This is a genomic window from Streptococcus sp. D7B5, from assembly GCF_029691405.1.
Lineage (GTDB): Bacteria > Bacillota > Bacilli > Lactobacillales > Streptococcaceae > Streptococcus.
The window spans coordinates 57,923-79,963 of the sequence record NZ_CP121467.1 but is presented as its reverse complement, the minus strand read 5'-3'; the positions used below and the strand labels follow the sequence as shown (position 1 = coordinate 79,963).

Annotated in this window: 16 protein-coding genes and 2 tRNA genes; all 18 read right to left on the bottom strand. The window is 37.8% G+C overall.

The window, feature by feature from the left end; all coding sequences use genetic code 11:
* Positions 1 to 2: 2 nt before the first annotated feature.
* The gene (locus P8P68_RS00365) at positions 3 to 311 is read right to left on the bottom strand and encodes a hypothetical protein (RefSeq protein ID WP_278275966.1); all 309 of its coding nucleotides are present in this window, start codon (positions 309 to 311) and stop codon (positions 3 to 5) included.
* Positions 312 to 536: 225 nt separating this feature from the next.
* On the bottom strand, positions 537 to 1,406 hold the full coding sequence (locus P8P68_RS00360; protein ID WP_278275965.1) for a DUF6287 domain-containing protein: 870 nt from the start codon (positions 1,404 to 1,406) through the stop codon (positions 537 to 539).
* A gap of 297 nt (positions 1,407 to 1,703) precedes the next feature.
* A tRNA-Thr gene (locus P8P68_RS00355) sits at positions 1,704 to 1,776 on the bottom strand.
* Between the two features lie 224 nt (positions 1,777 to 2,000).
* Complete coding sequence (locus P8P68_RS00350; protein WP_278275964.1) at positions 2,001 to 8,432, bottom strand: S8 family serine peptidase; 6,432 nt, start codon at positions 8,430 to 8,432, stop codon at positions 2,001 to 2,003.
* Positions 8,433 to 8,864: 432 nt separating this feature from the next.
* Positions 8,865 to 9,650, bottom strand: a complete 786-nt coding sequence (locus P8P68_RS00345; RefSeq protein WP_000760747.1) for an ABC transporter permease — start codon at positions 9,648 to 9,650, stop codon at positions 8,865 to 8,867.
* 1 nt (position 9,651) lies between these two features.
* A complete protein-coding gene (locus P8P68_RS00340) occupies positions 9,652 to 10,470 on the bottom strand; it encodes an ABC-2 family transporter protein (RefSeq protein ID WP_000240154.1) in 819 nt (272 codons plus the stop codon).
* 1 nt (position 10,471) lies between these two features.
* Entirely contained in the window at positions 10,472 to 11,464 is a 993-nt protein-coding gene (locus P8P68_RS00335) for an ATP-binding cassette domain-containing protein (RefSeq protein ID WP_001240789.1), read from the bottom strand.
* Between the two features lie 319 nt (positions 11,465 to 11,783).
* The gene (locus tag P8P68_RS00330; RefSeq protein WP_001066186.1) at positions 11,784 to 12,329 is read right to left on the bottom strand and encodes a histidine phosphatase family protein; all 546 of its coding nucleotides are present in this window, start codon (positions 12,327 to 12,329) and stop codon (positions 11,784 to 11,786) included.
* A gap of 51 nt (positions 12,330 to 12,380) precedes the next feature.
* Positions 12,381 to 13,313 carry an alpha/beta hydrolase gene (locus P8P68_RS00325; RefSeq protein WP_000698054.1) on the bottom strand — a complete coding sequence of 311 codons (933 nt, stop codon included), beginning with the start codon at positions 13,311 to 13,313 and terminating at the stop codon, positions 12,381 to 12,383.
* A 131-nt stretch (positions 13,314 to 13,444) separates the two neighbouring features.
* Positions 13,445 to 14,326, bottom strand: coding sequence for a class II fructose-bisphosphate aldolase (locus P8P68_RS00320; protein WP_001018995.1), 882 nt, complete (start codon positions 14,324 to 14,326; stop codon positions 13,445 to 13,447).
* A gap of 139 nt (positions 14,327 to 14,465) precedes the next feature.
* Positions 14,466 to 15,794, bottom strand: a complete 1,329-nt coding sequence (gene vncS / locus P8P68_RS00315) for a sensor histidine kinase VncS (RefSeq protein ID WP_000831381.1) — start codon at positions 15,792 to 15,794, stop codon at positions 14,466 to 14,468.
* On the bottom strand, positions 15,791 to 16,447 hold the full coding sequence (gene vncR / locus P8P68_RS00310) for a response regulator transcription factor VncR (RefSeq protein WP_000697938.1): 657 nt from the start codon (positions 16,445 to 16,447) through the stop codon (positions 15,791 to 15,793). Before vncR ends, vncS begins: the two co-directional genes overlap by 4 nt.
* Positions 16,448 to 16,588: 141 nt before the next feature.
* The gene (vex3, locus tag P8P68_RS00305) at positions 16,589 to 17,968 is read right to left on the bottom strand and encodes an ABC transporter permease subunit Vex3 (protein WP_000903003.1); all 1,380 of its coding nucleotides are present in this window, start codon (positions 17,966 to 17,968) and stop codon (positions 16,589 to 16,591) included.
* 50 nt (positions 17,969 to 18,018) lie between these two features.
* Positions 18,019 to 18,666: an ABC transporter ATP-binding subunit Vex2 gene (gene vex2 / locus P8P68_RS00300; protein ID WP_000173735.1), complete on the bottom strand. Its 648-nt coding sequence runs from the start codon at positions 18,664 to 18,666 to the stop codon at positions 18,019 to 18,021.
* Between the two features lie 12 nt (positions 18,667 to 18,678).
* On the bottom strand, positions 18,679 to 19,956 hold the full coding sequence (locus P8P68_RS00295; RefSeq protein WP_049518933.1) for an ABC transporter permease: 1,278 nt from the start codon (positions 19,954 to 19,956) through the stop codon (positions 18,679 to 18,681).
* Positions 19,957 to 20,351: 395 nt separating this feature from the next.
* Positions 20,352 to 20,437, bottom strand: a tRNA-Leu gene (locus P8P68_RS00290).
* 80 nt (positions 20,438 to 20,517) lie between these two features.
* Positions 20,518 to 21,093: an isochorismatase family cysteine hydrolase gene (locus P8P68_RS00285; RefSeq protein ID WP_001029649.1), complete on the bottom strand. Its 576-nt coding sequence runs from the start codon at positions 21,091 to 21,093 to the stop codon at positions 20,518 to 20,520.
* On the bottom strand, positions 21,093 to 21,881 hold the full coding sequence (codY, locus tag P8P68_RS00280) for a GTP-sensing pleiotropic transcriptional regulator CodY (protein WP_042902566.1): 789 nt from the start codon (positions 21,879 to 21,881) through the stop codon (positions 21,093 to 21,095). Before codY ends, P8P68_RS00285 begins: the two co-directional genes overlap by 1 nt.
* Between the last annotated feature and the right edge of the window lie 160 nt (positions 21,882 to 22,041).

The window sequence follows — 22,041 nt, the reverse complement described above, 5'->3', positions numbered from 1 at the left end:
TCTTATTTTTTATCCTTATCAGGAAAGAGGTAGCCAAGTCCTACACAAGCTAGCACACCGGCACCAATCACCAAACCACTTGAAATGGGCAAGAGATCAAAAATAGCATTTGCAATGATAAAGGCGATGATCAAGCACATCAAGCTAGCCTTGTAGTCTTTTTTCAAAAGATTTTCTAGAGTGAAATAGAGGAATAAGCCAACTGGAATCAGTGACCAAAGGTTGACATCCAAGCTTGGCCATCCAACAGATCCGAAATACAATACTAGCGCTGCTGCTACTAAAAATACAAGTCCCAATAATTTTTTCATTTTTTGTCTCCATTTTCTTTTTAATTGACTTGAGTTGTCTGATACTGACCTCTCACGTCCCTTACAAAAATCATTATAGCAGAGGAATTTCTCAAGAACAAGACCTTTTGCCTATCTGGTCAATATCTCTGTCTATGTGGTTGAATAGTGGTGATAAAAGAAAAAGAAGCCCGTTTGGGCTTCTTGATTCTGCCGATTGTAACAGTATTTTTGAACGAATACCATCTAGTTTTTCTTTTCCTTTGACTCTAGAGAAGATTTGATTGCTTCACGATCTGCTTGCAGTTGAGCTAAGTTCTTTTCTGCTTCCTCAAGTTTACTGGTATCTGGTTTCACACGATAATAAACATCTTCTGGTTTCATTAACATAGACCCATAATCTTGGCCCGAAAGTAGTCTTTCTTCAGCATGATTGCTTTTATCCGTAATCTTTCCATCATCAGCAGGTTGCATAACAACTCCACTTGGAACAGCAACTACTACAAATCCTCCAGCAACAGAATCTTTTACCCACGCACTGATAGAAGCTGTCTCAGGGTTACGACTATCTTGACCTTTTGAAACCTTTAATCCAACTACAGATTCGTACTTTTGATCATTTGTAAACCAAGTCGCACGTACTTCTCCAGAATCATTAATAATGTATTCATTACCAGATTGACTACGCCAAGTACCCTCTAAACTAGACAAGTCATTGTTCTTAATTGCTTCAATATCTAATTTTGGAACGGTAGTTTCTTTCTTCAACTTGCTAACAAGTGCTTCTGCTTCCGTAATTTTGGTATCTAAAGCAGCAAGTTGATTCTTGAGTTTCTGAATTTCCTCTTGTTTATCCTTATCAGTCTCATCCGTTTTTCCTTGGCTTGTAGAAGCTTGACTTGTTGTCTCTGTAGTTGAAACTGCAGACGATGCTTGATTTGGCTCTTTCTTTCCAATCAGAAGATATGAGAAAATACTTACCAAGATGAGAGTGACTAAAACAGAGAGTGCTATGCCAATATAGATTTTTATATTTTTATTCGGAGCCGACTTTGATTCAGACCGCTTAGGTCCATTGATCTCTTCAAATTGTTTTTCCCGTTCTTTCTTATTCATAATTTTCTCCTTTTTGATTGATATTCAGGCAAGCTTACGATACTTCATTCGTTACTATCCATGAACTTTTATGACTTTTAAAAAAAAATCCAAGCAAAAATTTCTAGAATAATTAACAGCCTATAGTCCTCTAAAACGGAACGAAAACAAGTGCTTATTAAAATATATTATACCACAAAATATAAATTTTAGTTTTAATTTATAAGTAGGAGTTTCTGACGTTAAATAGAACCTATCTCAAACGTTCCACCTTTCCTATATTTACAAAAAAAGAAGCCCGTTTGGACTTCTTGATTCTGCCGATTGCAGGGCTTGAACCTGTGACCTACGCGTTACGAGTGCGTTGCTCTACCAACTGAGCTAAATCGGCGATTACCCTTTTAGTATAGCACTCTGAGAATAGATGTCAAGAAATTTTTATCTCCATTAGAAAAAGCCTGTCCTGAGACAAGGCTTTTACATATATCTCTATTAAATCTCCCATTTTCATAGAAATCTAAATAATATATTTATAAATCAATACTTTCACAAAACTATGTCATCACCTCACTATCTAATCTCAGTACATAAACCATTTTTTCTATAGCTTTTGTCTTAATCTTTATTTTTTCTCTTCAATCCAAGAAAAGCTCCTACTATAAACATGATTCCGGCAGCTAATAGTGTCTGGGCTCCGCTTGCTGTTCCGGTTTTTGGCAACTCATTAGGATTGTTACTAGTTGATTTACTATTGATGTTGGTATTTTTATTAGTTAAGTTTCCTTGTTCATTTAGATAAATGTTCTTGTTAATTTCAAAGTTTTTATCATTTTCATCAGAAACAATACTGTTGACATCATTAGTTGAATTAGATTGTGTTTTTTCTTTCTTTTTCGATACATCAAAAGTAGGTTTATTTTCCTCCTCCTTTTTCTCCTCTATTTTCTTGAATACAGGTTTTATAAAGGTATCTTTTGATAGATTAAGAACATAGCCAGCGTCTTTTTTCCCTTCGAAACCAGAAATTTCCCAACCATCAAATTGGTATCCTTTTTCTAATTCACCCATATAGACAGGTAACATAAAATCTTCTTCCGACACTATCGTTGAACTCATTTCTTTTCCATTTTGAATTGTCACAGTCACCGTATGAGGTTTTAATTCGCTTACCTCTCCCGTATCTTTGTTTAAAATGAATTCTTTTACGGTTGTATTTCTTGCGAAATCTTTTACAACAATCTTAATGTTTAGTGTCTTATCTGTTAGTTGTTTAATATCATCAAATGATTTGTATTCTTTTCCATTAACATAAATATGTTGTTCTTGAATCTCACCATCGAATCCATTATTTCTTTTATCATTGATGTTAAAGACTACAGATTTTCCATTAGCATATTCGATACTAGTATTTCCTTTTGGATCAATCTTTACTTCTGGTTTGACATTATCATATAAAAATTGATAATGTACTCCAACCGCTTTCGCATTCAAATCGCTATAGCCAGTTTGAAGATAAACATTTCCATCCATATCTGTTACCTTATCTGGGAATCCGTTTGCTTTATAGTCTTTCATCCCCCAGTCCATGATGTCACCGTCTTTAACATTAAGCTTAATGTTAAAATCTCTAGTGTTATCAATGTGTAAATCTCCGTAGATTAAATAATTATCTACAACCGATTCATTAACTCTCAACTCCCAGTTAAAACCACCCTTATCAGAAATCTTACCTCTTAAATAAAATTCTGGATTTCGTACATAAATTTTATTAGTTTTAGATGGATTAAAGTAGTTCTTGTCCATTGAAAGATTTACTGGTTTTGCATCAATAAATAACGTAGAGCCATCTTCTTTTATAGCTTCTACATTGGACTTATCCTCTCCTGTGTACTCTTTACCATCCTTACCAAATAATACAAGTTTAGAAGGATCTGTCACAAGATTTCCATCGTTATCGATTGCCTCCCCTTTATCATTCATTTTAAATGTAAACACTTGATACCTTACAATGTTAAAGCCGTCCAAAGCCGACATTAATACTGATTGAGTACTTCTTCCATCTTCAACATTTCTACTATCAGCATAAATTGTTGTTTCTGATAAAACTCTTAGATTAGGATTGGCCTTTTGGATTTTTGCTATATCTTCCTTGTTATAGACTCCATTCCCTTCTAACATATCCGTTTTTCCAGGATTATAGGTAGTCACTTTTAGTGCATAGCCTTTTCTCAGAATGATGTTATCCTTTAATAGATATTGTTGTTTTTCTGAATCAGAATAGATTTTACCAGATTCCATGTCCGTTAAATTATTTGGTTTATTTTTTGAAAGATCTCCTTCTCCTAATTCTATTACATTCCCATAACTTGATGCATACGGATATTCTGCTTTAGTTTCCTTATTTTTTTCAGGCATTCTAATTTTAGTTTCAGCTTTTATCTGACCATCATCTTTGACAAAAAACCTCATATCTCCTGCAAAAGCTAATCCATCCACAATATCATTAATATTAGCGTATAAATCAAATGTCATCGTTTTTGAATGGGAATCATACTTGGTCGTTTTGATTTCTATCGATTTATAGTTATTTCCATAGTATACCTTGGCATTTTTAGAAACATTACTGATCTTTCCAAGAATTTCAAAGTGTCCATCTTTAGATGGGTTTAGAATGCCATAAATTTTTGATTTGATTTCATCAAGTTTTTCAGTTTCATATTCTAAGGCACTACCATCGTCATAAGCAATGATATTTCCCTTATCATCGTATTTATAATCGTATTCCTCTATTCTCTTACCAGTTTCACTTGTAAAGTCATCAACTTCTCTAAATTTCTTTTTAATGAGTTTCTTTAAATCTTTGCTTTCAAAGTCTCTAATTGTTGAAATTGTTTTATGAATAGTCAAGCTAGATTTTTCTTCGGTAGCCTCTTCATTTTCTTGATGATGTTCTACTTCAGTTGTATCTTTTTTAAGACTATCCTCTTTTCTATTTTCTAAATTTTTAAATTTAGATTCGGAAATCTCGCCAAGCTTTTGGTATTTAGATGAATCTTGATCAGGATCTACTAGATAATAGGAAATCATCCCATTTTTATCAGCATGATCAGCAAATTTAATTCTATGAATCTTTGTGAAATTGCTAGAACCGTCTAATGCAATCACTTCAATGATTTTTCCTCTTAAATCTCCTGCACCTTTAATTTCATAAATGGTATTTCCGTCTTTGTCAAGTTTTCTATTTCGTCCTTGACCCTCACCTGCATAAGTGACTTCAAGATTTTTCTCAACCTCTCCATCTTCATTAACAAGAGCGGCCCCAGCATACCAAACTTCGTTGGCAATCTCGTCAAATTTTTCAGGATGTTCTTTTTGATCTCTCGCAAATAGCGTTTCATTCTTATATTGCTCTTTGACCTTGTGATAAGTATCCTTTGTAATTAACTTAATTTTTCCAGGGTTTGAAAAATCAATTGAAACAATCTTTGGAGGGGTGTTATCAATTTTTACAGGAATATAGGAAACCTGCCATGGGTAATCCTTGGTTAATCTATATTTAAATTTATAGAAATATTGGCCTTCCGCAATCGGTTCAAATTGTCCTCGTATCTTAGTAGCAGGATCTTTTTTGTCATTACTTTCTGGGGCATTTTCTTCTCTACCTCTAGGGTTATAAATGAGTCCATCCCATTTCAAGTCACCCCAAACTTTTAGCTTAGAAGATTTAATGCCCTTTGCATCATTTCTTTTAGAGTTTAAAATTCCTTTAATAAAGTGTTCTCTCGAAATGACTTTTAAGTCTTTTTGATTTTCTCCTTCTTTATTTGTATTTACTATTGAAATCACCCCTTCTTCTGCACTTCTTAATACAAGTGGAGAAGGCGTTAATCCTCTCTCAAGTTGAGCATCTTGAGGATTTCCATTTGAATCTAAAGGATAGATTTTAGCAATATTAGAGCCACTTGATGAAGGTGCGTTGATTCCTTCGTTATTGAAAGCAAATAATTCTGGATTTTGATCTAGGGATGTTGTATTTTTATCTTTTCTATTTTGGATAACTCCTGCTGGATTAAATTTATCTATACCATGTTCTCCACCAATCCCCTTATTTAAGGTACCTGGAATTTTTGGTTTACCATCATCATCATAACCTTCCATTGCTTTTGATTTTGATCCTTCTTCCCAGGCCCATTTATCAAGGATTGGTTCGTGGTTCCAATTCCCAGCAAATCCCATTAGAGGCATCGACAAAGAAGGTTGGAAGTTTCTTTTCTTACCGTTGGAGTTTAGAGCTTCCATTTCTTCCACTGACTCAAAATGAATAAATGATTCTACAAATTTATTTTTGTTTTTAGCTTCTCCAACATTTATAACCGCATTTAAATCAAAGCTGGAATTTGGACCTATAGTGAAAGTATCATGCTCAAATGTGATATTTGCTCCTTTGACTTTTTCTGGGTGAATTTCTGGAACAATTTGCTTCCCGTCCGGAGATTTTTCATCTTTATATGTTTCATCGAGTTTTAGCCTATCAGTTAGAGCATCTGTAGTTACAGTTGATGCAGAAACTTTAAAGGTTAAAGGTCTGTTTGAGGTATTGTGAAGCTTAATTGTAAAGTATTTTTTATCACCTTTTATTTCTTTAAGAGAAATGGAACCATATGAATTTACCAAACCTTTAGAATCTGTATTTTTGAAAGTTGCTACAACTTCATTTCTCAAAGCGTTGGCAACATTAATTAGCCCCGCTCCCTGCTGTCTAGGTGATGCAAAGTATTGACTCTTTTCTTTCCAAGAGGTTGCATCCATCATAGGTCTTGCAGTATTTTGTAGAGCTATTTTTGTAAGACTTGTAAGGTCTATTTTGTCATCTCCCTTAAGATTTTTCAAGACAGGTCTTTCAAGCAATTCCTTTAATTTTGGTCGAATCAAAACAGTAGAAGCTGCTACGATTGGAGTTGCCATACTAGTTCCTGACATATAACCATAAGTGGATTTACCATTGATAACATTTAGAGTGGATTTAATATTTTTACCAGGTGCTGAAACATCCGGTTTTAAAAGCAAGTCTGTTCTTGGCCCCCAAGATGTAGACCCTGCTGGGACTATAATATCTTCTTTATAAAGTTCTTTGTCTGTGTCAGCTGCAAATTTAAAGTCAATTTCTTTTTCATCACCTACATTCGGTTTATTAGAATTATAGCTTTCCATATCAATTGGATAGTATTGTTCTAAGTTATCTTTAAAATCTTCCTTATTATTTCTTTTGACTTCAGTTTTTTTATCAGGGTTAATCATGTTCCATAATTTTACACCATCATCTCCTGAAATTGAAAATACTTGACTAGTAGTCCCTTCATCCGCTTCATATCCCATAGCTGGAAGGTCTGTCCAATTATCTCTATTGTAGTAATTTACAGTATTTACAACCATAATGGCACGTGCGCCTTTATCCGTTGCTCTTTTAAAAGCATCTTTTAAATCCTTGGTATAAATTCTATCCATTACTGCAATTTTGCCCTTAAGATCCAAGCCTATCAAATCTTTGTCTTGACCTTTGCCTATATATACAAATTTTAATTTATTTGGAGTTTTTGACCCATCCTCATTTGTTAGGATTTTATTTTTATCGAAAAAAGCTCCTATATTTCTGTATTTAAAACTTTGTCCTCCAATGTTAACCTTATCAAACTCAATGGTTTGATTTTTAGCAGAAGCGACCGCTATCGCATCTTCATGTGCGGCAGTTCGTGTTACATTTCCAGTATCTGTCATTTTCAGATTATTATTGGCTACTAAATCCCAAGAAGAACTTGAAGCAGAAGTCGCAAAATTACCTGTAGCAACAACCATTGGGATTCCAGCTTTTCTTAATGCTCTAATAGCCTCCCAATATTTCTCGCCTACAAGACCTGTTCCCGTAAAGCCAGATGATACCGAAACAACATCGACATTGTGTTTGATCGAATCTTCAATAGCATGAAACATTGTTTCATCACCCGCGAACCCAGATCCTGCGTCAGAGTACATTTTATAAGAGAAAATTTGTGCATTAGGCGCAATTCCATCTATGCCATTAAAGTTCTTGATATCTTTTTCAGTATCATTTCCAGCAAGAATCCCTGCAATATGCATCCCATGTGGATCAAAATAATCCCTACCATCATCATATTTTTCTACAGTGATTTTACCACCATTATAATAATTGAACGCATGAGGAATTTTATCACTCAACCAATAATTTTTATCAGTGCCTTTTAAGTCATCTTTTTTAAATTTCATCGAGTCTTTGGCATCATCATCGATCCTCATAGCCTTATGCCTATAATCTGTTCCAGTATCGATATTTGAAATGACCATACCTCTACCATCAAAATTTTTCCCAAATGGAGCATTGATAGACTTTAGGTAATCAATAGCTTCCTCAACTCCAATTTCCTTTCTGGCATGATTCATCATTGGTTGGAGTTTTTGTGACCTTTCAACCGATGAAACACCTTCTATTTGTTTAATTTTGTCCAAATTATCTGGAGTTGTTTCAATGGCAGCGCCATTAAAAATCGTATTATAGGTATATAAAACTTTTGTATCCTTCAGATTTGATAGTTCCTTAATTACTTTTTCTCCAGATTCTTTATCTTTAAATTCAGCAATATAGACAACTTTATCTTCTTTTTTCGGATTTTCTGTATCTTTATTTACAGATGAGTTCGCATCATCTCCTTTGGATTCATTGGAGTCTTCTTTGATACTTGCTCCTTCGTTACTAGTTTTTTTGTCTATCTCAGACTTTCTACTAACAACTTCTTTTTCCTCAATAACTGTTGTCTTCTTCTCCTCAGTATCCTTTGAAGTTTCTATAACATTATGAATATCTTCAGATTGTTCATTGTTTTTTGTTTCTTTATCTGCTACTACTTTTTCTTTATCAGAAATTCTTAAAGCATCTTCAGAACTAGGTGCATCTGCTAAAATCACCTCATTGGGGGCATATGCTGCTAAAATAACTGCAGCAGTAGTTAATGACAATACCGTACTTTTTTTCATTTTAATTCCTTAATTTTTTATTTTAAACCCAATAGATAGAAAACTTTAACCTTGCTAGCCTTTGTTATAAAAAGTTTTATGACGTATTATCTAGTGGGATAGAGTAGTACATTTATATATAATTGTTAGCTCTCTGAAAAATAGTATATCAATTAAAAAAATTTAAGTCAAGAAAAATTAACCCGGGTTAATTTTTTTTTTAATCCATGTTAACAAATAGTCTGGTCAATAAATATTATAGTTAACTGGCTACAATATAAACTCATTCCTACCATCAAAAATATTATCAATTAACCGGAATAACTACCAAAATTGCAAAAAGGGGGGGATGGATACAATTTATATCTCAATAAATATGCAAAAACAACCGCTATAATTTTCAACGGTTGTTTGTAACATATTTAATTTTTAACTCTCATCCTATCTTATCTCTTAAGAACCCGCACTTTCGTAAGCATCTAATCCCCTATCCCAGAGTTTTAAAGAAATAACAAAGAAAACAAGGGAAATCAAAATCAACCCACCAATGTTAAAGAGCCCGTCTTTGTCCTGCAAGAAATAGCTGGCAGGATAGTAGGCCGTAAAGGCGAAAGGCACGATAAAGCTAATCAACCAACGAAGGAGCGAATTGTAAATGGAAATCGGGTACTTGGCAAAGTCATTAAACATATAGAAAATGTAAATCATGGCTCCTGACTGCTTGGTCCAAAAAGCGATACTGGCAGTCGCGATTTTCAAGGAAGTATAGATCAAGGTCGCAAAAGGAATGCAGACTAGAAAAATCAGGAATTTTGGAAGAGTCCAAGCGATGCTTGATACTGTTGTCGCTAATAAAATTCCACCGACCAATAGTTCGCCCAAGGCATCAATCTGAAAGGTCTCAACGAGGATATGAAAGAGCGGATTGATGGGACGCGTTAGATACTTGTCAAACTCCCCTTTTCGGACTAGTCGTTGACCTAGTGCCCAGAGATTGTCAAAAAAGAGATGGTCCAAACCCTTGGGAATCAAGGAGAAACCATAAATAAATGCAATTTCTTGAAAGGTCCAACCTTCTAGGGATGGAATATGTTGAAAGAGTACATTGAGAAACAAGAGGTTCAGGCCTTGAGTTAGAAAAACTCCTAACACGCCCACCACAAAATCAACCTTGTATTCCATGATTTGCTTGATGTATTGTCTGATAAAAATCAAATGCATGCGTTGATATTTTTTCATACTAACCTCCTTGAATAGTGATAAAGGACTGGACTCGTTTCCATATCAACTGAGACAAGCCCACCATCACTATGAGCCAGAAGAACTGTAGCAAGAGTGCTTGAAGAATCTGACTGGCATCGTATTTCCCAACAATGATCATAACTGGAGTATAAATCAAAGATGAAAAAGGCAAGAAGGACAAAATATCAGAAACAATCTTTGGAAAGAAAGCCAAGGGAATCAGACTTCCAGACATAAAGGCCACTATAGAAGTCTTGAGTAGATTGGAACCCCATAGATTTTTAAAGACAAAGGCTGAAAATCCAAAGCAGATATTAAAGAAAAAGTTGATTAGGTAGGCTAGAGTTAAGCTAAAAAGATAAAGGATGGTTAAGCCCAGCAATTCTACAATTCCTTGTCCTGATAAGATTTTCATCAAGACAATGACACTTAAAAATGGCAGTCCAACAGAGATAAAAATCAACCACTTGGAACCAAGCTCCGTAAAGAGATAAGAGGCCGCAAAATGCACTGGTCGCAACAAGCGCATGATAATGGAACCATCCTTGACCTCCTCCCCGATCATAAAGGAGCTGTCCGACCTAGTCAAAAGATTAGTCACAAAGCTCATGATGATGTATAGGGTGATGTCTGCCATACTAAAGCCCTGAATCAAAGATTCTTGCGAGGAATCAAAGACAGCCTTCCAGAGATAGAAAGCAACAAAAGCTCCCATAACATCCCCAATCCGATAAAGTAGAAAGTTGACTCGATAGGTAATCAACTCCTGAATCCCTGCATTGATAAAGGGTTTATAACGTCTCCACAATTTGACCATCTTAGAGCTCCTTTCGGTAGAAGCGACGGATAATATCCTCAATATCCGTATCCAACATCTTCAAATCGCGAATTTCAAAATCAGACAGGGTTTGCTTGATAATATCAGCCGACTGGTAGCGGGAACTATCAAATTCAATATTGAGGCTATTTCCTTGTCTATCAATGGTCATATCAGGCAGGCCTTCATAGTGAGAAAGGAGATGACTTTGACCTGGTAGCAGTTCAAAGGAAAGAGTCTTCATCTTGCCAAAGGTCTCCTTGAGCTGGCTAACCGTTCCATCAAAAATCTCTTGCCCCTTATCAATCATAAAAATTCGATCACAGAGTTGCTCAATGTCGCTCAGGTCGTGAGTGGTCAAGAGGATAGTTGTTTCTTCCTCCTGATTGATCTGGGTAATAGCCCGACGAATGTTGTCCTTGACCGAAACGTCCAAACCAATGGTCGGCTCATCTAAAAAGAGAACTTTAGGATTGTGGAGCAAGGAAGCCGCAATATCCGCCCGCATCCGTTGCCCCAGTGAAAGAGTCCGCACGGGGTCTTTGATAAAGTCCTTCAAATCCAAGACTTCATTCAAAAAGTCCATGCGTTTATGAAAGAGCGAGTCCGGCACATCGTAAATCTCTTTTAAGACCGTATAGGTCTCTTGCAGAGCCAAATCCCACCATAGCTGGGTACGTTGTCCAAAGACCACACCAATATCTTTAACATAATCCTGACGATTGTCCTGCGGAATCTTGCCGTTAATCCGACAAAAACCAGATGTCGGTTTTAAAATCCCTGTCAGCATTTTGATGGTTGTTGACTTCCCAGCACCATTTGCGCCGATAAAACCTAGAATTTGGCCCTTGGGTACCTCAAAAGTCAAATCCTTGACCGCTTCAAAGGTCTGCTTTTCAGGATGAATAAAGGAGCGCAAAGCCCCTTTCAAGCCTGGTTCCTTAACAGTCTTCACAAAATTTTTCTGAAGATGTTCCACTTCTATCATTGCCATATCTATCTCCCTATCGCAAGGAATAGCAACATTGTATTTTTGACTACAAATATTCTAAGTCCTTACTTTCTAAACTTTCTAATTGTTATTCTTACAGAAGGCTTTATACCAACCTATTATAGTCCAATAAAAAACGGAATGCAAGCGTTTGCCTACAGATTATGAAATTAGAGATTTCACTCTTAAAATGCTATTTTAAATCCAAAATTCTGGTTTAATAGTTTCCTTAAAACACCAAAAAGACCTGCCCGATGGGCAGGTTACGAGTTGTAAAAAGCAAACTATTTTGATCAATATGATTCACTATTTAATCAACGAACTAATCTTTCAAAATTCTTTTCACAATCCCATCTCTATCAATTAGAAAACAATCTGGAAAGGTCATATGCTCCCATTTTTCATAATCAAAACTGGAATCAAAGTGATGTAGTAGTATTCCTATCAAATTCCCGTGTGAACTAAGTAAAATCATTTTTTCTGAGTATCTCTCTTCCAATTCCATTAAAAAATTTAGTACTCTAGCTAGTGCGTCTTGATTTGATTCCCCTTCTAAAAGAGATTCACTAGGATTTTGCCATAAATATTTAATACTGTCTTCAAACTCAGAATCTTTTATAAAGGTTGAAGATAATTTTCGCTCTCGTAACCGATTATCAAGAACTATTTTATCAAATTGAATTGGCGAGCTATTAATCGTTTCAAATGCTCGTTTATAAGGACTAGAAAAATAATAATCAATATTAAAAGAATTCAAAAAATCTAACTGGTCAAGAGATGAGAATCCTTTTTCTGATAAAGTTCTATTGAAATCATCACTTGAAAATCTTGAATGAGCATGTCTAAGTAAAATATAAGAATTATTCATAAGTCATTACCTTTCAATTATTATCATCAGTCTCAATGGATTTTTAAGCCCTCAATTATTCTCTAAAAATTCTTTAATGCGAGAAACAATAGCATCGCTTTGATAATGATAGAGGTCGTGAGGCGCATCCATATAGACGACTTGAACATTAGACTGTTCACTTGCAAATCTCTCTGCATAACGTTGCCACTCAGATTGGCTAAAACTAGTGCCTTGACCGTTAGACACCAATAGTAAGGTGGGAATTTTCGGATTGATGCTAGAGGGAACTTTCTTGGCATTTTCCTTTACCGTTTGAGATTCATGAAGCATGGCTTGTGACATCAACTGCTTATAAGCTAGAAGTTTATATTGTTTTCGTTCATTTTCGGTCAGAGTTTGATTTTTTATATAAAAAGACTCAGGGAAATAACGTAATAACCCAATCTTACTGCTCCAATATGCCACAGTGAGCAAGGCCTGATTATCCTTTAAATTCTCATAACTTGACGGCAGTGCCCAATCCAGACCAATCAAGGCTTTCACTTCATCAGGATACTTCTCCTGCCAAGCCAAACTCTCTAGACTAGCCATGGAATGAGACAGAATGACAAACGGCCCTGTGATATTTGCTTGCGAAAGAGCTTGGTGAGTCTCAGACAAAACCTCCATCACATCTCTTGAATGATTGCTATCATCACTATAACCATATCCCGCCCGCTCCACGATGACTACCTTATATCGTTTCGATAAGGATTCCGATACATTTTTAAAGTCCAATATGGGAGAAGCAATACCAGCACCTGAGAGAACTACTATAGTCTCAGGTCCATCCCCTTCAACGTAAATATTTATTTGATGTCCATTGACGAGAACTTGTTGTCCCATAGGTGTTAGTGAGGCTTGTTCCTTATCTAAACTAATACGATGAAAGATAAATGTAGCGAGTAAAAATAAAAGAATGAAACTAAGAAAGCCAAGAAACCATTTTTTCAGTATTTTCATAGCATTATTGTACAAAAAATAGGTCCTTTTAGCAACTTAAGATTGGTTCTTCTACAGTATATTGGCTATATAGTCAGACACAAAAAAACCCACCCAATGGGCAGGTTTCTGTATTGTATTGTTCAGCTAGATTATGCTTTACCTTCTGAACCGAATACGTCGATACGTTCTTCAACTGATGCTTGGATAGCTTTTACACCGTCAGCCAAGAATTTACGTGGGTCGAAGAGTTTTTTCTTGTCGTATTCTGCTTCGTTTGCTTCGTAGTCACGAGCAAATTTACGAGTTGCGTTAGCGAATGCGATTTGACATTCAGTGTTAACGTTAACTTTCGCAACACCAAGTTTGATAGCTGCTTGGATTTGGTCATCAGGGATACCTGAACCACCGTGCAATACGATTGGGAAGCCTGGAAGAGCTTCTGTCAATTTCTTCAAGTGGTCAAGGTCAAGACCTTCCCAGTTTGCTGGGTAAGGACCGTGGATGTTACCGATACCAGCTGCCAAGAAGTCAATACCAGTTGCAACCATTGCTTTAGCGTCTTCGATTGGAGCCAATTCACCTTTACCGATGATACCGTCTTCTTCACCACCGATAGTACCAACTTCAGCTTCTACTGAGATACCTTTAGCGTGTGCTTTTTCAACAACGTCTTTAGCCAATTTAAGGTTTTCTTCAACTGGAAGGTGTGAACCGTCAAACATGATTGAAGTGTAACCAACTTCGATACACTCAAGTGCATCTTCGTAGTGACCGTGGTCAAGGTGGATAGCTACTGGTACAGTGATACCCATTGACTCAACAAGGTTAGCGATCAAGTTGCGAGCAACTTTGTAACCACCCATGTATTTAGCAGCACCCATTGAAGTTTGGATCAAAACTGGAGCTTTTTTAGCTTCTGCTGCACGCAAGATAGCTTGAGTCCACTCAAGGTTGTTTGTGTTAAATCCACCAACTGCATAACCGTTGTCACGAGCTGCTTGGACAAATTTTTCTGCTGAAACGATTGCCATTTGTCAGGCCTCCTATATATTTTTTGGGACATCCCATTTACATTGTTCATTTTATCACTTTTTGATAAAAAAAGCTAGTTTTTCCCATACTTTAGATTGAATTTCTTCCAACTCAATCAATGTAACCCCTTTCTTCTCCTTAGTCTTGAGTGACTTTGGGATAACGTATGAAGAAGGTCAATCGATCACCCTGCATCTCAAAATGATAAGGTAATTTCTCGTGTTCTAATAAACTTTTGACCACAAAGATCCCCATCCCCGAACCCTTGGCCTTGCGACTAGCATTGTCAGAAAAAGACTGGGCCAATTGTTCCTGTTCTTCAGGACTACAGCTATTCTCGATAAAGAGTTCTCCTTCTCTTTCTCCAATGCGGACCAAGCCACCTGGAGTGGAGTGCTTGATAGCATTACTGATGAGATTCGATAGGATTAGTTTCATGACAGATGGGTTTATGTATGCCTGCTGATGGGTCAAGCTATTATCTATCTGAAGTTCTCTTTCCTTGGCGAGCAAAGCATAATCCTTGACCAGACTTTGCGTCATCTGAAGGAGGTCAACCTCTTCTTTCTCGTCTCGCAATTCCTGAACAGAAGAAAGAGACAATATCTGGAGAACGTGATGACTGAGGTCGTCCACGATCCCCAAGGCAACTCCCAGATAGTGGTCTCTATCTCTATAGCGACCGATATTTTCTTTCATATTCTCAATCAGGATTTTCAAACTGGCCAGAGGTGTTTTCAGTTCATGAGAAGCCCCTCGTAGGAACTCAACCTTCATCTTCTCCAGCTGGAGAATAGCTTCATTCTTCTCATGCAAGTCCGCAATAACAGTCAAAAGATGCTGGTAAAGGCTATTGATTTGTTCCTTGAGATCACCAATCTCATCCTTAGAATCCACACGCAACCGTACTTCAGCATCCAGGTCCATCATCCGACGGGTCACCCACTTGATTTCCAAGATCGGAGCAACAATAGTCCGAGCATAGATATAAGCTACCAAAAGGGAAATTAAAAAAGATGCCAACAAGGTATAGGGGAGAAATTGGAGACTGATCTGCTCTGCTTCCTTTTGCAAATCCATGGAAGCTAGAAACTGAAGAGTCATAGTGCTACCGTCTTGCGTTTTCACCTCACGCTCCTCAATAAAGAGGGAGGTTGTCTGGCGAGCTGTATCTAGTGGAAAATTATCCTTAACCTCTAACTTGTCCTCAGTCATCTCACCCTTAACGGACCCTTTGATATCACTGGTCTGGGAATACAAGTCTAACACTTGTTCGATACTTTGCCTGTCTTTTCCGTCAAGGGACCGAGCAATGGCTGTCGCTTTCTGACCAATGGTTTCCTGACGATGACTTAGATAAGTCGATGGAAAGAGAAAATAAATGGCTAAATGAAGACAAATAACCAGAACACTAAAAATCGAGAAGGTATAGATAAAAATCTTTGTAAATAAACCTGTTCGTTTCATTTTCGCTCCAATTTATAACCAACATTGCGCACAGTGAGGATACAATCCAAGTCTAGCTTTTTCCGTAATTCCTTGATATAGACATCAATGACACGGTCAAAGGGAACCTCATCTGTCACCTTCCAGACCGCATCAATTATCTGAGAACGAGTCAAGGCCCGGCCTTCATTTTTCACCAGATAGTCCAGAATTTCCAACTCTTTGGCATTGATAGCCACTTCTTCTCCCGCGAGGCTTGCACTGTAACTCTCAAAGTCCACCTTGGTATCCTTATAAGAGAAGATTCGTCCTGTATCGTAGTAGCGCTTGAAAATCGCGTCCACCCTTACTTTTAAAAGGGAGAGAGAAAAGGGCTTTTCCAGATAACCGTCTGCCAGAGAAGCAAAAGCACTCATCTTGTATTCTTCATCCTGAAAAGCGGTCAGCATCAAGACAGGAACCTGACTGGTCTTACGAATCTCAGCTAGAACTTCGAGGCCATTGAGCTTGGGCATCTGGATATCCAGCAGTACTAGAGCAACTTCATAGCTGGAAAATTTTTCCAGAGCTTCTTGTCCATCTGCTGCTTCAATGGTTTCATAACCACAATCGGTCAAATAGTCACTGATCCCCTCACGGATCATCTCTTCATCTTCTACAATTAAAATTTTCATAGAAAAACGTTTCACATTCCTTTAAATTTCTTGTAAATCTTCTCGGTTTCATCCTGATAGGAAGAGTCCTTATCAAAATGAAATAGATAAAAATGCTACCTATATTATACCCCATTTAGAGGAGAATAGGTAGCAAGTTTTTTATTCGCTATCGAGCAAGAGCTCTTTTGGTTGTTTTCTGAGGAGATTGCTTGAGGCAAGAGCCATAACGAGAACCACTAGAACCAAGGCTAGGACAAAGACGATGATAAAGTCTGATGTCTGAATGGAAATGTCTAGGCTCGACAGGGTCTTGCTAAAGCCGTCTACTTCTGCACCACCACCAAGATTAGAGGCTTGAGCAGCCTTGCTGGCTTGCTTGGCAACACCTGAAGTGACATTGGCAAGAACAGTATTTCCGATGGCACGGGCTGTGTAGTTGGCTAGGAAGTAAGCAGAAATAAGAGCAGGAATGGCAATCAGGATAGATTCGGTAATGAATTGCCCCAAGATACTTGCCTGCTTGAGACCGATAGAGAGGAGGATTCCCACTTCCTTGCGACGGGCGTTGATCCAAAGACTGAGCAAGAGTGCAAGGAGAAGAACTGAGAAGCTCAAGCTACCCCAGAAGAGGAGGTTGGCCATCTTGTACATACCAGAGATGGATTGCTCTAGAGCTGGGTAGTTAGAGGAGCTCTTCACAAGTGTGTAGCTCTTCCAGTTGATACCATTGATACCCTTCAACTCTTTCATGACATCATCCAAGTTCTTGTCTGCTGTTACAAAGAAGGTTGCGTCCCCATAAATAGCTGTGTCTTCTGTGTATCCATAAAGTTTTGCAGCAGTGTGAATGTCTGTGATAGCTGTGTTTTCATAGAGTTCTTGTGAGTAGGTTACTGCTGACTTATTATGACCATCAAAGAGTCCCTTGATTGTCACTTCGACTGTTTCCTTGGCTCCTTTTTCATTGTCTGCATCATAGACATTGGAGTCTAGTTTGACCTTATCTCCAACTTTCCAGCCGTGTTTAGCTGCCAAGTCCTTGTGCATGAGGATCTTGTCCTTGTCGTCGTTGGTTAGGTGCTCACCTTCGACCAGCTTATATGAACCAGAGACAAACTTATCTTCTTTAGAGGAATCATTGACACCTGTAATCATCAAACTACTTCCAAACCGTTTTGCTCGGTCAGCAGTGAGATTTTTCTTGGTTTCTGGAGTTTCAATCAGGTCGTATCCAGTCAAATCTCCGATAGCGTTGATGCGTTTAACATAAGACTCGATGGCCTTGTTTTCGGTGATTTTTTTGATATCCTCACCCTTGATATTCCCTGAACCACGTGGCGTTCCTTGGTTGACGCGACGATTGATTTGCATGGAGAAGCTATTGGTGATATTTTTAAATGTCTCCTGAGAAGCCTTGGCAGTAGCTCCCTTGATCGACAAGCCGACCAAACTCAAGCTCGCCATGAGGAGAATAATCAGGAAGATAACAATCGATTTGAAAAACTTCCTTGTAACATAGGCAAATGCGTTGTGTAACATAGGTTCCCTTTCTAGATTTGATTTTATAATTCTATCAAAACAAGCTCATCTTATTTTGTAGTGTTGCGAGTTTCGGTCAGTTTCTTATCCTTCAATTCAAGTGTAATATCTGACGCTTGTGCCACTTCTTTACTGTGGGTGACGACGATCACACATTTACCTGTTTTCTCAGCAAGTGATTTGAGCAGTTCGATAATATCTCCGGCAGTTTTAGGGTCCAGATTTCCTGTTGGCTCATCAGCTAGAATAACTGGAGCTTCTGAGACTAAACTGCGAGCGATGGCTACACGTTGCTGTTGACCACCTGATAACTGGAGAACGTTCCGCTTGATCTGACTTTCATCCAAACCAAGCTCAAGAAGTGTATCCTTGCTTGCTTTTTTGTTGACCAAGCGGATATTTTCCAGCGGAGAAAGATAATCTATCAAGTTATAATTTTGAAAGACCAGGGAAATATGGTGCATGCGATGGTATGAATACCCCTTGTTCCGAATGTCCTCTCCTTGGAAAAGGATAGAACCTTCAACAGGACTATCTAGACCAGCCAGTAGGGACAAGAGAGTGGATTTTCCTGCTCCTGACTCACCAATGATACTATAAAATTTTCCGGGTTCAAAATTATACTTGATCTGATATAAAACTGCTTCAGCAGTGTTCTTATAACGGTAGGTAACATCTTGCAATTGTAATAAAGTCATGATTTCTCCTTCTTAACTAATAGATGATAAAATTTCTTTCGGCGATTTTCTAAATAGAAATACGAAACAAAGGGCTACAGACAAGCAACCAATCAGGAGCAGAAAGACATAGGATTCTGCAAAGGATAGGAGACTGGTTGATAGACCACTTGCTTTGGCCAGCGTGTCCTGTAAGGTTGCCTGATCTCCACTGGCTAGTACAGTTTGGAGTAGATAGGATGTGATGGCATTTCCAGCGATAAAGGATGGAAGCAAAGCTCCAAGTGATACCAAAACTACCTCTAAACAGAACTGGAGGAAGATCGAACTCTTGCCTTTTCCAAGTGCCAGAAGAATCCCCACTTCGTAGACCCTTTCTCTCAACCAGAGAGACAATACCAAAATTAAGGCTCCTGCTCCAGCTATCAACATCCCATAAAGAAAGATGGTCAGGAAGGTTTGGAAGGTTGCCACTGAGTCTTTGATTTGTTCAAAGGCCTTGTTTTCCTTCTCAACTTGGTAGCCTTGACTTTCTAAAGCCAAGTTTTCTACCTGCTTCATGAGTCCTTCCATTTCCTTAGGATTTTCTACATAGAAGCGCGCTGCACTGACTTGCGGTTCACTATTTCCCAGAAGCGTTTGGCTGCTTTCATAGTCTGTAAAGACCTGGTTTTCACTGAAATCGGAAGACAAGCCTGTGAACTTTTCTTGTTTTTTACCAGAAAAGATGCCGACAATTTCAAACTCTACTGTTTGCCCTTTTCCAGCTTCGGATTGACCAGCATCCAAGCGAATCTTGTCGTGAAGCGAAAGACCGTTCTTCTTGGCCAACTCTTCGTGGATAAGGATTTTCTTGGAATCCCCTTTTTGAAGGTGTCGCCCTTCTTTTATATTGAAAGCCGAACTGGTAAAAGTGACATCCTTGGATGAATCTTCAAGAGCCGTTAAGCTAACCAAGTTCTTGTCTGCAGCTGACAAATCATCACGTTCTACGCTCTGCTCACCACTCACCGCTTCCTTGTCTTTCAGTTTTGCGACCGTCTCAAGTTCAGGAGAGACATTTTCCAGTCCCTTAATCTTGCTCACGGATGCTAGGTCCGACAACTTGAAGGTCTGTCCATTTTCTATCTTTTTGATAGAAAAAGATGTGTTGAGTGATTTGTAAAGATTGCTTTCTACTGTTTTGTTGGACTTCATCAGAGTCAAACAGGCTGAAATTCCTGCTAAAAGGACAAATAAAATCAGAAATAAAATAAAACTTCTCAGTCGTTTTCTGCTGACATAAGCCCAAGCTCTTTGGATTGGATTCATTTGTCACCTCCATGTTTGTAAGACTATTATAAAATCCAAATATGAAATGTTTATGAAATCAAAAATTTTTTTTGATTTATTTTTTGAAAAAACAAAAAAGCTAGCAAACGCTAACTTTTCTTCATATATAAGGATAAATAGTACCAATCAAAAATCTACTTCATTTTAAAAATGATAGTCACATCTTTCTGATTAGTATTTTTCCATTTCCTAAGTTCTTCATTTTCTGACTAGTGTTTGAGGATATTCTTGATAGAATGAAATAGTGAACTCAGTTTAAATGTTCTGATACAATGAACTGTTCTTGATGCCAATATTTTTCTATACACGAAACGTAGCCTCTAATCTTCTTTGTAAAAACAAAAAAGAGCTAGCCAAAGCTAACTCTTACCCTATGCGGAGAGAGGGACTTGAACCCTCACGACCTAAAGCGGTCACAGGATCCTTAGTCCTGCGCGTCTGCCAATTCCGCCATCCCCGCGTCGATTACCTTACTAGTATATCAACTTTCAAAATCTTTGTCAACACTTTTTTCAGATTTTTTTCATTTTTCCAACAGGCTTATTGTTCAATTTCAGCAAGGTTTTCATCCAGTAATTTTGCTCCCAATGTGTTCTTAAAATGCCCAAGAGCAAACTGATGATTTTCTGGCCAAATAGAGGCAACTGCAGGCTTGACAATCTCGATTTGATAACCTAAATTATAGGCATCAATCGCCGTATGAAGAACACAAATATCCGTCAAAACACCTGTTAAGATAACAGTATCAACCCGACGTTCTCGCAAACGGATATCCAAGTCCGTTCCTGAAAAAGCTGAATAGTGACGCTTGTCCATCCAAAAGACGCGACTATCCGCCTCATGCTCAGCATAAAAATCAGCTAGGGGGCCGTAAAGGTTACGCCCACTAGTTCCGATGATGTTGTGCGGTGGAAAGAGTTTGCTTTCTGGGTGGAATGTATCCTTCTCTTCATGAGCATCAATGGTAAAAAAGACATAGTCTCCACGATCAAAAGCTAATCTGGTTGCCTGATCAATGGCTTTTGATATTGCTTGAGCAGGTGCTCCAGCAGTTAGCTTTCCATGGTCTGCTACGAAATCCTCTGTATAGTCAATCGAGATTAAAGCCTTTGCCATTAGTAGTCCCTCTTTTTCACTTCCTCAAAAATATCACTAATTAGAACTTTGAGATAAGTCCCCTTCATTCCTAATGAGCGACTCTCAATAATTCCCGCTGACTCCAGTTTACGAAGCGCATTGACAATCACTGAGCGTGTAATGCCAATACGGTCTGCAATAACAGACGCAGTCAGCTGCCCTTCATTTCCATCCAATTCAGCTAAAATAGCTGATACGGCACGAAGTTCTGAATAGGAAAGGGTGTTGACCGCCATGGTAACAGCCGTACGACGGCGAATATTTTTCTCATCCTCTTCACGTTGGAAGTTCAAGAGTTGAATCCCTACCACCGTGCTCGCAATCTCAACAAGAATCAAATCTTCATCTTCAAATTTCTTATCATTGCGCCAAATGATCAACGAACCTAGGCGAATCCCTGACACATGAATCGGAGCAATGGTCGTCAAACCATCTGGAAAATCCGCACGGCTCTCTACAGGGAAAATGGTCAAATCATGTTCAACAGGAAGGTTGGCTTCCGTATCATAGATCATGTTTGCCCCTTGTACATAGACGTCAGGGAAGGTTTTGGTTTGGAAGAATTGTTCTACACGATCATTATTGGTCTTATAACGCATAAAGTAACCCAAGAGACGTCCCTTGTTATTTACAATACAAGCGTTACAGTCAATAATATCAGCTAACTGGCGTGTGATCGCATTGTAAGGAAGTTCATCTTGGAGTTGCTCCTCAGAGCGCTTTAGAATAGACGTGATTTTTCTTGTTTTTTCTAATAAATGTGCCATTTTTTACCTCGCATATAATCGCTTCCATTATAACATAGAAAAGTCTTTATTTCAATAATTATCTGAAAATTGCTTATTTAATTGCAATTTTGAACAGCAAAAATATTTTAGAAAAAAAGCGATTTTTTTATTGACATCCTATTTTATTTTTTATATTATA

What these genes read in the sequence shown, in the direction of transcription:
- P8P68_RS00365 (WP_278275966.1), bottom strand. Translation starts at nt 311, where the DNA reads ATGAAAAAATTATTGGGACTTGTATTTTTAGTAGCAGCAGCGCTAGTA.
- P8P68_RS00360 (WP_278275965.1), bottom strand. Translation starts at nt 1,406, where the DNA reads ATGAATAAGAAAGAACGGGAAAAACAATTTGAAGAGATCAATGGACCT.
- P8P68_RS00350 (WP_278275964.1), bottom strand. Translation starts at nt 8,432, where the DNA reads ATGAAAAAAAGTACGGTATTGTCATTAACTACTGCTGCAGTTATTTTA.
- P8P68_RS00345 (WP_000760747.1), bottom strand. Translation starts at nt 9,650, where the DNA reads ATGAAAAAATATCAACGCATGCATTTGATTTTTATCAGACAATACATC.
- P8P68_RS00340 (WP_000240154.1), bottom strand. Translation starts at nt 10,470, where the DNA reads ATGGTCAAATTGTGGAGACGTTATAAACCCTTTATCAATGCAGGGATT.
- P8P68_RS00335 (WP_001240789.1), bottom strand. Translation starts at nt 11,464, where the DNA reads ATGGCAATGATAGAAGTGGAACATCTTCAGAAAAATTTTGTGAAGACT.
- P8P68_RS00330 (WP_001066186.1), bottom strand. Translation starts at nt 12,329, where the DNA reads ATGAATAATTCTTATATTTTACTTAGACATGCTCATTCAAGATTTTCA.
- P8P68_RS00325 (WP_000698054.1), bottom strand. Translation starts at nt 13,313, where the DNA reads ATGAAAATACTGAAAAAATGGTTTCTTGGCTTTCTTAGTTTCATTCTT.
- P8P68_RS00320 (WP_001018995.1), bottom strand. Translation starts at nt 14,326, where the DNA reads ATGGCAATCGTTTCAGCAGAAAAATTTGTCCAAGCAGCTCGTGACAAC.
- vncS (WP_000831381.1), bottom strand. Translation starts at nt 15,794, where the DNA reads ATGAAACGAACAGGTTTATTTACAAAGATTTTTATCTATACCTTCTCG.
- vncR (WP_000697938.1), bottom strand. Translation starts at nt 16,447, where the DNA reads ATGAAAATTTTAATTGTAGAAGATGAAGAGATGATCCGTGAGGGGATC.
- vex3 (WP_000903003.1), bottom strand. Translation starts at nt 17,968, where the DNA reads ATGTTACACAACGCATTTGCCTATGTTACAAGGAAGTTTTTCAAATCG.
- vex2 (WP_000173735.1), bottom strand. Translation starts at nt 18,666, where the DNA reads ATGACTTTATTACAATTGCAAGATGTTACCTACCGTTATAAGAACACT.
- P8P68_RS00295 (WP_049518933.1), bottom strand. Translation starts at nt 19,956, where the DNA reads ATGAATCCAATCCAAAGAGCTTGGGCTTATGTCAGCAGAAAACGACTG.
- P8P68_RS00285 (WP_001029649.1), bottom strand. Translation starts at nt 21,093, where the DNA reads ATGGCAAAGGCTTTAATCTCGATTGACTATACAGAGGATTTCGTAGCA.
- codY (WP_042902566.1), bottom strand. Translation starts at nt 21,881, where the DNA reads ATGGCACATTTATTAGAAAAAACAAGAAAAATCACGTCTATTCTAAAG.